The following is a 12,705-nucleotide window of genomic DNA, read 5'->3' as shown; positions in this document are numbered from 1 at the left end:
CTAGACCACCGGTCAGGCGGCTCACCCTGTCAGGCCAAATAGACAGCAAGCGTAAAGTTTAGTTCAATACACGTCCACATTATGGCCTGCGATAACGACCCGATGCCACAGTCCTTCGAATACGATGTTCTCATTATCGGCAGTGGTGCTGCCGGCCTCACCGTCGCGCTCAATCTGCCGGAGCACCTGAAGGTCTGCGTGGTGAGCAAGGCCCAGATCAGCAGTGGCGCCACGCTCTGGGCACAAGGCGGTATCGCCGCAGTTCTGGATGATCAGGATTCCACCGAAAACCACATCTCCGACACCCTCAATGCTGGCGCAGGCCTGTGCCATGAGGACGCCGTGCGGTTCACGGTCGAACATGGCAGGGAAAGCATCAACTGGCTGATCGATTCCGGTGTCGATTTTACGCGGGATCAGGACGCCCACTACCACCTGACCCGTGAGGGCGGCCACAGTCATCGGCGCATCATTCATGCAGCCGATGCCACGGGGCATGCGGTCTCAACCACCCTCACCTCCCAGGCAGAGGCACGACCTAACATAGAACTCATGTCTGGTAGGGTGGCTGTGGATCTGATCACCAATCGCAAACTGTCCCTGCCGGGAAACCGATGCGTCGGTGCCTACATCCTGAACCTTGAAGACAACCATGTAGAGCTGTTCCGGGCACGATTCACAGTGATTGCCACCGGCGGCGCCTCCAAGGCCTACCGCTACACAACCAATCCGGACGGCGCTTCCGGAGACGGGATTGCGATGGCCTGGCGGGCCGGTTGCCGGGTGGCAAATATGGAGTTCAACCAGTTTCACCCCACATGCCTTTATCACCCCCACGCCAAATCCTTCCTGATCACGGAAGCCGTGAGGGGCGAGGGTGGCCTGCTGAAACTGCCGGATGGTTCCCGGTTTATGGATCGCTTTGACGAGCGTGGCGAGTTGGCGCCCCGTGATATCGTTGCCCGGGCCATTGACCACGAAATGAAACGACTGGGTGCTGATCATCTCTACCTGGACATCAGCCACAAACCCGCCGACTTTATAAAGCACCACTTCCCCACCATCTACGAGAAGTGTCTGGGCTTCGGTATCGATATTACCCGGGAGCCCATTCCCGTGGTTCCAGCCGCTCACTACACCTGTGGCGGAATCATGAGCGATGAACGTGCCCGAACCGATGTTAACCAGCTCTACGTGGTCGGCGAGGCTGCCTTCACCGGGCTCCATGGGGCCAACCGAATGGCCAGCAACTCCCTGCTGGAATGCCTGGTTTATGGCCGTGCGGCTGCGGCGGATATTGCCCGCCGGGAAGCCGACATTCCACCACCGCCAGAGGCACCAGACTGGGATGAAAGCCAGGTGCGGGACTCTGACGAAGACGTGGTAATCTCCCACAACTGGGACGAGCTTCGCCATTTCATGTGGGACTACGTCGGCATTGTGCGAACCACCAAGCGGCTGCAGCGGGCCAAGCACCGGGTGGATCTTTTGTCTGCGGAAATCGGCGAGTTCTACAGCAACTACCGTGTCACCAATGACCTGCTGGAACTTCGTAACCTGGTCACCGTGTCTGATCTCATCATATGTTCGGCACTGCAGCGCAGGGAAAGCCGAGGGCTGCACTACACTCTCGATTATCCGGGACTGATCAATGAGGTGCGTGATACCGTGCTGGTTCCCACCACCTACCGTACACTCGCGCCCTGAACGAACACCGTTTTTACACAGGATTCAATGGTAAACACTATGTCAGAGACACCTGCATCGTCTGAAAAAGCAGAATTCAACCGCCTCTGGTGGCATAGCCGTAGAGGCATGCTGGAGCTGGACAACCTTTTGATTCCCTTCATGGAAGAGGCCTTCCGCGATCTGGACGCTGAAGACCAGGCCCGCTACAAGAAACTGCTCACCTGCGAAGATAACGACATGTTTGAGTGGTTCATGCAACGCAGCCGCCCGGCCGATCCCGATCTTCAACGCATGGTCGACATCATTCTCAAACGTGTCCAGCCGGATTGAACTAACGCTGACGCCCTCCCTGCTGGTTGGCCTGCTTGCGTTGCTGCCATGGGTTTTGCTGCTGGCTTTCCTGTTGATGGCGCTGCTGGCAGGCAAATTCTGGCTTCTCGTTGCAATCCCCATTGCACTGTGGGGCGCCGCCCTGCAGTATCGGTCAAACGGGTTACTTCTGGGCGATGGTTCCGTAAGTGGTCTCCTGATCGAACACGATAAAATGTATGCCAGAATCGGAGACAAGCAGAGGGTAGAGGTTATTCCACTTGCCTCCAGCCGGATCTGGTCAGGCCTGGCACTCTTGAAACTTCGGCCTGCCGGCACCAGATTCCGGTCATACACTTCACTCCTGCTGGCACCAGTACCCGGAAGCCCGGGCAATGTTCCGGCGGAGGATTTCCGTCGTCTCAGGGTCTGGCTCAGACTGGGCCGCCCCCGGCGATCATCTCACTGATTCAATAACCTGGAGTACGCCATGACCGACACAGACGCTTCTGTATCTGCCGTTGCAGAGTATCCCCTGCCGGACAACGGTTGGGCGGATCTCGACAACCGCGTGGTTGTATGCGTCAGCGGCCCGGGCACCGACAAGTTTCTTCAGGGCCAGTTCAGCCAGAACCTCAATGAGGTAATCCCGGAGTATTCGCCGCGCGCGGCCGCAGCAACGCCCAAGGGTCGCGCCTACTGCCTCACACGTATGGTCCGTTCAGGCGACGATATCGTGATGGACTTTCCCGCCGAACTCGCTGACGACATCATCAGCCACTTGCGCAAATATCTGATGCTGTTTCGTGGAACCACTATGGAGGTGGTTCAGGAAACGAAGATTATAGGGATTCTGGGCGACGGCCTGGCAGAGACGCTCGCCGGAAAGCCACTGGATTCTCTGAAAGAGCCCGGGGACGCCTGCACACTCCCTGACGGCATCCTCGTGAAGACGCAATCGACAGCCGAGGGCACGCCCCGCTTCGAGTTCTGGCACACTGAAGAGGGCGAAGCAGCACTTCCCGCCAGCGCCCGTATGTCGGCGGCCGACTGGCAGGCCTCCGAAATCGCAGCGGGCGTCGCCTCCCTGACTACCGCCACACAAGAGTCCTTCGTGCCTCAGATGCTGAACTGGCAGCATGTGGGCGGCGTGCATTTCAAGAAAGGCTGCTACACGGGTCAGGAAGTGATTGCCCGCATGCACTTCCTTGGGCAATTGAAAAAGAGCCTTTTCCGCTTCCGTATTGAACAGTCAGAAGACTTGCCAACCCCCGGAACCGCATTATTTGCTGGCGAGCGGTCAGTCGGAGAAGTGGTCAATGCGATCAAATACCGCGACGGCAGCGTTGAATTACTTGCGGTGGTTCGCCACGATGCCGCTGAAAACGCCTTGCATCCGGAGGGCCTGTCACAGGTGACGCTGGAGCCAATGCCACTGCCCTACCCGGTGCCCGAAAGGGAAAAAAGCGCACAATCAGATACATAAGTTGACAGGCAAACGCGCCAGAATTTGCTATTTTGCTATGCAGCAGCTCACATATTTGATTGTTCGGACAGTGGCCCAGGCATTCTGGCCATTCTTCGAAATCTTTAAGCGGACCTTTACTGACCATGTCGAATATTGTTGAAACCATCAAAGCCGATCTCAACGCAGCCATCGAAAATGACAAGCTGGTGCTTCCCACCCTTCCGGAGGTAGCCCTTCAGGTCAGAGACATTGCGCAATCCGAGGATTCTTCAATAGCCGACTTGGTAAAGGTCATCAGCAATGACACGGCCCTGTCCGCACGCATCATCCGGGTGACCAACAGCCCGCTGTTCCGGGGCAGCCGAGCCATTGAGAACCTGAACATGGCGGTAAGTCGCCTCGGTATGGCCTACACCAGCAACCTGGCCATGGGCCTGGCCATGGAGCAGATGTTCCAGGCCACGTCCGACATGATCGACAAGCGCATGCGGGCCACCTGGCAGACCAGTACCGAAGTGGCCGGCGTCTGCCACGTTCTGGCGCAACACTACACCAAACTCAAGCCGGACCAGGCTACCCTTGCAGGCCTTGTGCATCTGATCGGCGTACTGCCCATCCTGCGCTATGTAGAAGACCAGGACATCCAGATCAGCAGCATCATGCTGGACAACGTGGTTGATGAACTGCATCCGAAGATCGGGGCGACAATCCTTAAGAAGTGGGATTTCCCGAAGGAGCTTCAGAACGTTCCCCTAGAATACGCCAACTTCAACCGTGAGGTGCCGGCGGCCGACTATGCGGATCTCGTGATGGTTGCCAACCTGCAGCTGGTTGCGGGTTCGGAGCATCCGTGGACGGAGATGGACTGGACGAAGATTTCGGCCTTTGATCGTCTGGGGTTGGATCCGAATATCGACATGAGCGAGGAAGAGGATCTGAACGCTCAGATGGAAGCGGCGATGGCGCTGCTTCAGTAATTTTTTGCCTCTGGGAGTTTGACCGCCCGTCTTCAGGATGGGGTCAGGCTCCCAAAACACGCTGTGAATACTTCCCTGTACGCTCGGCTCCGCCATCCATGGCTCCGCACGGTTTTGGGAGCCTGACCCCATCCCGAAGACTACTTGCGGACATGCCCTCAGCTCTTCTTGTATCTCTCGATCAGCTCAGCTTTGCTTGGCAACGCCCAGTTAACGGTGGGCTTTCCCTGCTGCTCCAGCCAGTCGTTGGCCTTTGAGAAGTGCTTGCAACCGAAGAAGCCACGGTAAGCACTCAGGGGTGACGGGTGTGGGCCGTCGAGGACCAGATGTTTGTTGCGGTCGATGTGCTGGCCTTTCTTTTTGGCGTAGCTGCCCCAGAGCAGGAATACCACGCCTTCCCGTTCGCGGTTGATGGTTTCGATGACCTTGTCGGTGAAGGTTTCCCAGCCTTTTCCCTGGTGGGCGCCGGCCTGGCCCTGAACGACGGTTAAAACGCTGTTGAGCAGCAGTACGCCCTGCTCGGCCCAGGGCTGCAGGCAGCCGTGGTCCGGGGGAGCGATACCCAGGTCGTCCTGTATTTCCTTGAAGATGTTCACCAGTGAGGGCGGGATGGCCACGTTCGGGCGCACGGAGAAGCACAGGCCGTGGGCCTGGCCTGGACCGTGGTAGGGGTCTTGGCCGAGAATGACCACTCTCACGTTATCCAGTGGCGTGCTGTTGAGGGCGTTGAAGCAGTGTTGGCTGGCGGGGAACAGGACTTTGCCGGCCTGTTCCTCGGCGGCGAGGAACTCCGCCAGGCCCTGCATGTAGGGCCGGCGGAATTCTTCCGCGAGATGCTCTTTCCAGCCCCGGTCGGGCCTGAGCTGGCTGGCCAGTACCTCAACCGGGCTCATGGATCACTCCTCGTCTTTACGGCTGTCGGCCTTGTGCTCGGGGCGCATGGCCGGGAACAGGATAACGTCGCGGATTGATGCCGAGTTGGTCAGCAGCATGGCCAGCCGGTCGATTCCGATACCTTCACCGGCGGTGGGCGGCAGGCCGTATTCCAGGGCCATCACGTAGTCTTCATCGTAGAACATGGCTTCGTCGTCACCGGCCTCTTTCTCGGCCACCTGGGCCTGGAAGCGCTCCGCCTGATCTTCGGCGTCGTTCAGCTCCGAGAAGCCGTTGGCGATTTCGCGACCGCCCACGAAGAACTCGAAACGTTCGGTGACGAACGGGTTGCTGTCTTTGCAGCGGGCCAGGGGCGACACTTCTTTCGGGTACTCGGTGATAAATGTCGGCTGCATCAGGCGATGCTCCGCCGTCGCCTCGAAGATCTCGATCTGGACTTTGCCCAGGCCCCAACCATCCTTGAGATGAATACCAAGGTTTTTCGCCACCTGGCGGGCACTGGCGTCGTCCGCCAGCTGTTCCGGCTTGATGTCCGGGTTGTAGCGCAGGATGGCGTCGACCACGGTCAGGCGCTCGAAGGTTTTACCGAAATCGTACTCAACGGTCTCTTCGCTGCCATCTGCCAGGGTTCGGCTGTTCACCACGGTGGTCGTGCCCAGGACTTTCTGGGTAATGGTGCGCAGCATGTCCTCGGTGAGATCCATCAGGTCGTTGTAGTCAGCGTATGCCTGATAAAACTCCACCATGGTGAATTCTGGATTATGACGGGTGGAAAGCCCCTCGTTCCGGAAGTTCCGGTTGATCTCGAACACCCGCTCAAAGCCGCCGACGACAAGACGCTTCAGGAACAATTCCGGGGCAATACGCAGGTACATGTCGATACCCAGCGCGTTATGGTGGGTCACGAAGGGCCGCGCCGTGGCGCCGCCAGGAATCACCTGCAGCATCGGGGTTTCAACTTCCATGAAGTCCCGGTCGGTGAAGTACTGACGCATGGCGCTGATGATCTTCGAGCGCGCATAGAACACCCGACGACTGTCCTCGTTGACCATCAGATCGACGTAGCGGTGGCGGTAACGGGCTTCCGTATCGGTCAGGCCCTTGTGCTTTTCAGGCAACGGGCGCAGGGACTTGGTGAGCAACACGTACTCGTCCATGGTCACGTACAGATCGCCCTTGCCTGATTTGGACAGGCTGCCTCGCACTCCCACGATGTCCCCCAGATCCCAGTGCTTGGTGTCTTTCTGGACATCCTTGGACGCGTAGATCTGGATCCGGCCAGTCATGTCCTGGACCACCTTGAATGCCTTGCGATCGAGCATCATGCGGCCGGCAATGGCCACCTTGATACCGAGGGACTCCAGCTCTTCCTTGGTTTTTTCACCGTATTTCGCCTGCAGTTCGGCGGCGGTGGCGTCACGACGAAAGTCGTTCGGGAAGGCGTTGCCCTGGTCGCGCATTTCTGACAGTTTGGCGCGGCGCTCGGCAATCAGCTTGTTGTCCTCATGCGGTGCGGCATTCTGAGTTTGATCAGTCATTTTGGCTCACTAGGAATCGGGTTGTCCGGGTTAGCGTGGCAAAGGCGCTGGTTACAGCGCCATCTTCAGGCTGGCTTCGATGAACTTGTCAATGTCACCGTCCAGCACCGACTGGGTATTACTGGTTTCTACCTTGGTGCGCAGGTCCTTGATACGGCTGTCGTCCAGAACGTAGGAGCGGATCTGGCTGCCCCAACCGATGTCGGCCTTGGCGTCCTCGGCTTTCTGTTTCTCGGCGTTGCGCTCCTGCATCTCACGCTCAAACAGCTTCGCCTTGAGCTGTTTCATGGCCTGGTCCTTGTTTTGATGCTGGCTTCGACCAGCCTGACAGGCCACGACAATACCGGTGGGATTGTGCGTCAGACGCACCGCCGACTCGGTCCGGTTAACGTGCTGACCACCGGCGCCGGAGGCACGGTAAACATCCACCCGAAGATCCGCCGGATTGATTTCAATTTCGAAGCTGTCATCCACTTCCGGTGACACAAACACGGAAGAGAAAGACGTATGCCGACGGTTGCCGGAATCGAATGGTGACTTACGCACCAGACGGTGAACGCCGGTTTCGGTACGCAGCCAGCCATAGGCGTAGTCGCCCTGGATGTGAATGGTGGCGCTTTTGATACCCGCCACATCGCCTTCCATCAGCTCGACAATTTCGGCCTTGAAGCCCCGACGCTCTGCCCAGCGCAGGTACATGCGCAGGAGCATGTTGGCCCAGTCCTGGGCTTCGGTGCCACCAGAGCCAGCCTGAATATCCAGGTAGGCGTTGTTGGCGTCCATTTCGCCGGAGAACATGCGGCGGAATTCAAGCTTCTCGAGCTCTTTATCAAGGGCCTCAAGATCTGATTCGATCTCGGCAACGGTGCCCTCATCCTCTTCTTCTGCGGCAATGTCCAGCAGGCCCTCAGCGTCTTCAAGGCCGGAGGTGAGGTTGTCGATGGTCTTGACGATCAGCTCAAGATCGGCGCGCTCTTTGCCCAGAGCCTGAGCCCGCTCGGGGTCGTCCCAAACACTCGGCTGCTCCAGTTCGCGCTCAACTTCGGTCAGTCGCTCACTACGCTGATCGTAGTCAAAGATACCCCCTGAGCGCTTCAGTGCGCTCACGAAGCTCTTTAATCTTCGTCACAATGGGATTAATTTCCATGAAACCCTTACTCGCTCTAGAAAATGGAGAGTAAAAACAGAGGCGGGATTCTACCGGAAATCGGTTTGTAAATCAGCCTGCGGGTTTCCGTGAATCAGGCAAGAGGCTCGAGGTAATCCACCAGAAGCTGGAGATTGGTGCGCCCCCGGAAGGTATTGGCATCCGGCTTGTAAACCACCCGCGCACCGGTGCGCGTGTAATCAGGCACTTCCGGCCCGGTATTGAAGGCAATACCGTCGATGATCCCGCCGCCTTCGACAGGTTGCAACACCAATTTCAGATGGTTTTCGCCGACTATCCGCTGGCTGACCACCCGGAACTCGCCGTCGAACAGTGGCTCCGGGAAATGCTGCCCCCATGGGCCGGCGCGTTTGAGCAGCGCGGCGGTGTCCAACGACAGTTCACTTGCGCCCAGAGGCCCATCGGTTGTGATCGCCGCCTCCAGATCCTCGGCCGAGAGGGTGTCTCGAACGGCCTGATCGAAGGCCTCGGAAAAGGCATCCAGATCATCCCTGGCGAGGGTCATGCCCGCAGCCATCGCGTGACCGCCAAATTTTTTCATGATCCCCGGATGACGTGAGTCGACCACGGCAAGCACATCCCGGATATGAAGCCCGGGAATGGAGCGAGCAGAACCTTTGATGTCTTCGCCGTTTTCGTCCGGCGCAAAGGCAATGGTCGGTCTATGGGTCTGCTCACGGATACGGGCAGCCAGAATTCCAATAACGCCCTGGTGCCAATCGGTATCGAAAAGCGCAAGCCCCCAGGGCAGTCCATCCAGGTCCAGCGACATTGAAGACAGCAGATCCTGGGCCTGGGCTTTCATGTCCTTTTCGATGGTGCGACGTTCCCGGTTGAAGGTATCCAGCTCCCGGGCCAGTCGGCGAGCCTCGTCCGGACTGTCTGCCAGCAGGCAGGCAATCCCGATACTCATGTCATCCAGCCGCCCGGCGGCATTCAGGCGGGGCCCGACCACAAATCCAAGGTCGGTTGAGCTGATCGCCGTGTGGTCCCGGCCAGCGACTTCCAGCAGCGCCAGGATACCGGGACGGGCCTCACCCTGGCGTATCCGGCGCAAGCCCTGCTCCACGAAGATCCGGTTGTTGTGGTCCAGAGGCACAACATCAGCCACAGTACCGAGCGCCACGAGGTCCAGCAGGCACCCCAGGTTGGGTTCGGGATCAGGCAGGCGATTGGTTTCCCGGAGCTGCTTGCGCAACGCTGTGAGCACGTAAAACATGACGCCAACACCGGCCGCGTTCTTGCTCAGGAAAGGACAACCCGGCTGGTTTGGATTGACGATGGCATCGGCATCCGGAAGCTCTTCGCCGGCCAGGTGGTGATCGGTCACCACCACTTTCACGCCAAGTTCCTTGGCCGCGCGAACGCCTTCAACCGCGGATATGCCGTTATCAACGGTGACCATCAGGTCCGGGAGCTGACCCTCGTCGCGCAGGCGTTCAATAATACCCGGCGTCAGGCCGTAGCCATCTGCAAACCGGCTGGGCACGCGAAAGTCGATACTCTGCAGACCCAGCATGGAGAGTCCAAGCATGGCAACGGCTGTACTGGTAGCACCATCGGCGTCGAAATCGCCGAGCACAAGCACCCGCTGCTGCTGATCGATAGCCTCGGCAAGAAGCTCAACGGCCCGGTCAATACCTCTCAGAGACAGGGGTGAAGCCAGGTGTTTCAGGGTGTAGCTCAGCTGCTCATCAGAAGTTACGCCACGGGCAGCGTAGAGGCGGCGAAGCAAGGGAGGCAGGTTTTGCCCCCAGTCCGGAAGGGTATCGGGCTGGGGGCGACGCAGGATCTTTTTTGGTGTCATACCCGATCAGGCGTTTTTCCAGTGCTTGGCAATGAATGCCTGCACACCGTCGATATTATTATCCAATACGGTATACCGCTCTTCCCGCTCGAACAGGTCGGCCATATGCGCCGGCAGCGGTGGCTCTACACTGACGCCAGACTCTGCCACGGCATCCGGGAACTTGGCCGGGTGTGCGGTACCCAGGGTAATCATTGGCACCACCTGATCACGGCGGCAGTTGCGCGCTGCACGGACGCCGATGGCGGTGTGAGGATCCAGCAGATACTCGTTCTGCTCGTAGATCTCACGAATGGTGTCGCAGGTGGCCTTGTCGTCCACCGCATCGCTGTCAAAAAGCTTGCGCGCATGCTTCCAGCGATAGTCCTCAATACTGACGGGCCCCTTCGCAGCGTTTTCCAGCAGGGTTTTCACCGCCAGCCCGTCCCGGCCGTGGAGATCAAACAGCAGGCGCTCAAAATTGCTGGACACCATGATATCCATACTCGGAGACAGGGTGTGTTCGAGTTGGTGCTGCTCGTATTTGTTGCCACTCATGAAGCGATGCAGAATATCGTTACGGTTGGTGGCAATGACCAGCTGGGAGATTGGCAGCCCCATCTTCTTGGCAAGGTAGCCGGCAAAGATATCGCCGAAGTTCCCGGTGGGCACGGAAAACGCCATGCTCCGATCCGGACCGCCCAGTGCCAGGGAGGCATGGAAGTAGTAGACGATCTGGGCCATGATCCGGGCCCAGTTGATGGAGTTGACAGCTGCCAGCTGGGTTTTGCCACCCAGGAACGACTGGTTGCCGAAACTCTCCTTCACCATGCGCTGACAGTCGTCGAAGTTGCCACGCACCGCAATGTTGTGGATGTTTTCACCCTGAACGGTGGTCATCTGACGGCGCTGAACCTCTGACACCCGCTGGTAGGGGTGCAGAATGAAAATATCCACGTGCTCGCACCTGCGACAACCCTCAATGGCAGCCGAGCCGGTGTCACCGGAAGTCGCTCCCATGATAACCACGTGCTGCTTGCGCTTTTCCAGAACATAGTCGAGGAGACGCCCTAACAGCTGGAGGGCGAAATCCTTGAACGCCAGCGTCGGACCGCGGAAAAGCTCCATCACCCACTCGTTGGTATCCAGCTGAACCAGCGGGGCCACGGCCTTGTGGGCGAAAACCGAGTAGGTCTCGTCCAGCATCTTGCGGAAATCATCCGCAGGGATAGCGTCATCCACGAACGGGTACATGACGTTGAACGCCAGCTCACTGTACGAAAGCCCGCGCCAGCTCCGGATTTCTTCCAGATCAAAATGTGGCAGGGATTCAGGAACATAGAGGCCGCCATCTGTCGCCAGACCGGTCAGCAGAACATCCTCAAAGCCCAGTGCGGGCGCTTCACCCCGCGTACTGATGTATCTCACGTTCGTACCTGTCAGTTGAAGTTTTCAGCGCGGATGCGGACAACATGGCCATCGGTGTCGGACAGAGCTTCCAACTCTTCGATCGCACGGTTGATCTGGCGCTCCTGAACGGTATGGGTCAGGATGATCACCGGAATACGTCCGTCTTTCAGCTCGGATTCCTTCTGCATGATCGACTCAATATTGATGCCATGCTCGCTCAGGATGGAGGCAATCTTGGCCAGTACACCCGGACGGTCCAGTGCGGTAATGCGCAGGTAGTAGGCAGACTGGATGTCTTCCATGGACAGCACATCCAGGTCTTCCATGGCATCTGGTGAGAAGCCAAGGTAAGGCACACGGAGGTTGCTTTCTGTCGCCACGGCACGGGCCACATCGACGATATCGGCAATAACAGCCGACCCGGTTGCCTCATCCCCTGCTCCGGGACCATAATACATGGTCTGGCCAACGGCATCGCCATCCACCAGGACCGCGTTCAGGACACCATCAACCTGGGCAATCAGATGACTCTGGGGCACCAGGGTCGGATGCACACGCAGCTCGATGCCATCATCGCGGCGACGGGCAATGCCGAGGTGCTTGATGCGATAACCCAGCAATTCGGCGTGAGCAATGTCGTAAGGGGTAATCTTCGAAATGCCTTCGGTGAAGCCTTTCTCGAACTGAAGAGGCACGCCAAACCCGGCTGATGCCAGTATGGTCAGCTTGTGGGCGGCATCAATGCCTTCCACATCAAAGGTCGGATCTGCTTCGGCGTACCCAAGATCCTGGGCTTCTTTGAGAACCTCGGAAAATTCCCGACCGGCACGCATTTCGGTCAGGATGTAGTTCCCGGTGCCGTTGATGATGCCGGCAATCCAGTCAATGCGGTTTGCCGCCATACCCTCACGAACAGCCTTGATGACCGGGATACCGCCGGCGACACCCGCCTCGTAAGCCACCACAACACCAGCCTTCTCGGCCGCCTCGAAGATTTCGTTGCCGTGGACGGCAATCAGGGCCTTGTTCGCGGTAACCACGTGCTTGCCGTTGCGGATTGCCGCCAGCACCAGCTCTTTGGCCGCATCATAACCACCGATGAGCTCGACCACGATATCCACGTCGGGATCGTTCACCACGTCGTAAATGTCGGTGCTGAAGGGCACATCGCCGAGGTCCATATCCTCGCGAGCCCGGCGACTGGCGATCCGGGTAATCCGGATGTTGCAGCCGGCCCGGCCGGCAATGAGCCTGGCGTTGCGGGTCAAGACATTAAAGGTACCGCCGCCGACGGTTCCCAGTCCGCAGATTCCGACACTGACGTCTTTCAAACTCTCACCTCTGATCCCGAAGGGGTGCTGATGAATTATATTAGGCGGGCATAGTATACCGATTCAGGCCTCACTGAATAAGCCCTGAATCGGATCCTTCGAAAATACCGTGTAACGCATCCCGTACGATAGGTG

Annotated in this window: 11 protein-coding genes; 5 read left to right on the top strand and 6 right to left on the bottom strand. The window is 58.3% G+C overall.

Features of this window, described 5'->3' with window-relative positions:
* Positions 1 to 102: 102 nt before the first annotated feature.
* The 5 genes from nadB to AC5JQH_RS15505 all read left to right on the top strand — a co-directional run bounded on the left by nadB (position 103) and on the right by AC5JQH_RS15505 (position 4,443).
* The gene (nadB, locus tag AC5JQH_RS15525; protein ID WP_008176209.1) at positions 103 to 1,707 is read left to right on the top strand and encodes an L-aspartate oxidase; all 1,605 of its coding nucleotides are present in this window, start codon (positions 103 to 105) and stop codon (positions 1,705 to 1,707) included.
* 39 nt (positions 1,708 to 1,746) lie between these two features.
* Positions 1,747 to 2,019 (top strand): FAD assembly factor SdhE, encoded by a 273-nt coding sequence (locus AC5JQH_RS15520; RefSeq protein WP_014576278.1) that lies wholly within the window; start codon positions 1,747 to 1,749, stop codon positions 2,017 to 2,019.
* Entirely contained in the window at positions 2,003 to 2,467 is a 465-nt protein-coding gene (locus AC5JQH_RS15515; protein ID WP_273082459.1) for a hypothetical protein, read from the top strand. Before AC5JQH_RS15520 ends, AC5JQH_RS15515 begins: the two co-directional genes overlap by 17 nt.
* Positions 2,468 to 2,488: 21 nt before the next feature.
* Complete coding sequence (ygfZ, locus tag AC5JQH_RS15510) at positions 2,489 to 3,484, top strand: CAF17-like 4Fe-4S cluster assembly/insertion protein YgfZ (RefSeq protein ID WP_493805743.1); 996 nt, start codon at positions 2,489 to 2,491, stop codon at positions 3,482 to 3,484.
* 125 nt (positions 3,485 to 3,609) lie between these two features.
* Entirely contained in the window at positions 3,610 to 4,443 is an 834-nt protein-coding gene (locus AC5JQH_RS15505; protein ID WP_008176220.1) for an HDOD domain-containing protein, read from the top strand.
* 158 nt (positions 4,444 to 4,601) lie between these two features.
* Here the strand turns inward: AC5JQH_RS15505 and ung are convergent, their stop codons facing one another.
* The 6 genes from ung to AC5JQH_RS15475 all read right to left on the bottom strand — a co-directional run bounded on the left by ung (position 4,602) and on the right by AC5JQH_RS15475 (position 12,570).
* The gene (gene ung / locus AC5JQH_RS15500; RefSeq protein ID WP_008176222.1) at positions 4,602 to 5,336 is read right to left on the bottom strand and encodes a uracil-DNA glycosylase; all 735 of its coding nucleotides are present in this window, start codon (positions 5,334 to 5,336) and stop codon (positions 4,602 to 4,604) included.
* 3 nt (positions 5,337 to 5,339) lie between these two features.
* Positions 5,340 to 6,875, bottom strand: coding sequence for a lysine--tRNA ligase (gene lysS, locus AC5JQH_RS15495; RefSeq protein ID WP_493805742.1), 1,536 nt, complete (start codon positions 6,873 to 6,875; stop codon positions 5,340 to 5,342).
* Between the two features lie 51 nt (positions 6,876 to 6,926).
* Positions 6,927 to 8,022 (bottom strand): peptide chain release factor 2 gene (gene prfB, locus AC5JQH_RS15490; protein ID WP_100169522.1). Its coding sequence is split into 2 segments (ribosomal slippage): positions 6,927 to 7,949 and positions 7,951 to 8,022, totalling 1,095 coding nucleotides; the frame shifts between segments, so codons are not numbered across the junction.
* 94 nt (positions 8,023 to 8,116) lie between these two features.
* Positions 8,117 to 9,850: a single-stranded-DNA-specific exonuclease RecJ gene (recJ, locus tag AC5JQH_RS15485; RefSeq protein WP_008176227.1), complete on the bottom strand. Its 1,734-nt coding sequence runs from the start codon at positions 9,848 to 9,850 to the stop codon at positions 8,117 to 8,119.
* Positions 9,851 to 9,856: 6 nt separating this feature from the next.
* Positions 9,857 to 11,257: a threonine synthase gene (gene thrC / locus AC5JQH_RS15480; protein WP_008176229.1), complete on the bottom strand. Its 1,401-nt coding sequence runs from the start codon at positions 11,255 to 11,257 to the stop codon at positions 9,857 to 9,859.
* An 11-nt stretch (positions 11,258 to 11,268) separates the two neighbouring features.
* A complete protein-coding gene (locus AC5JQH_RS15475; RefSeq protein ID WP_493805741.1) occupies positions 11,269 to 12,570 on the bottom strand; it encodes a homoserine dehydrogenase in 1,302 nt (433 codons plus the stop codon).
* Between the last annotated feature and the right edge of the window lie 135 nt (positions 12,571 to 12,705).

The sequence above is a fragment of the Marinobacter sp. H13 genome (assembly GCF_059072335.1).
Note: the sequence above shows the minus strand (reverse complement) of the source record. Positions and strands in the feature narration are given on the sequence as shown.

Bases quoted from the DNA above. Each gene is read 5' to 3' on its own strand.
- AC5JQH_RS15520 (WP_014576278.1), top strand. From the start codon at position 1,747: ATGTCAGAGACACCTGCATCGTCTGAAAAAGCAGAATTCAACCGCCTC.
- ung (WP_008176222.1), bottom strand. From the start codon at position 5,336: ATGAGCCCGGTTGAGGTACTGGCCAGCCAGCTCAGGCCCGACCGGGGC.
- nadB (WP_008176209.1), top strand. From the start codon at position 103: ATGCCACAGTCCTTCGAATACGATGTTCTCATTATCGGCAGTGGTGCT.
- lysS (WP_493805742.1), bottom strand. From the start codon at position 6,875: ATGACTGATCAAACTCAGAATGCCGCACCGCATGAGGACAACAAGCTG.
- ygfZ (WP_493805743.1), top strand. From the start codon at position 2,489: ATGACCGACACAGACGCTTCTGTATCTGCCGTTGCAGAGTATCCCCTG.
- recJ (WP_008176227.1), bottom strand. From the start codon at position 9,850: ATGACACCAAAAAAGATCCTGCGTCGCCCCCAGCCCGATACCCTTCCG.
- AC5JQH_RS15505 (WP_008176220.1), top strand. From the start codon at position 3,610: ATGTCGAATATTGTTGAAACCATCAAAGCCGATCTCAACGCAGCCATC.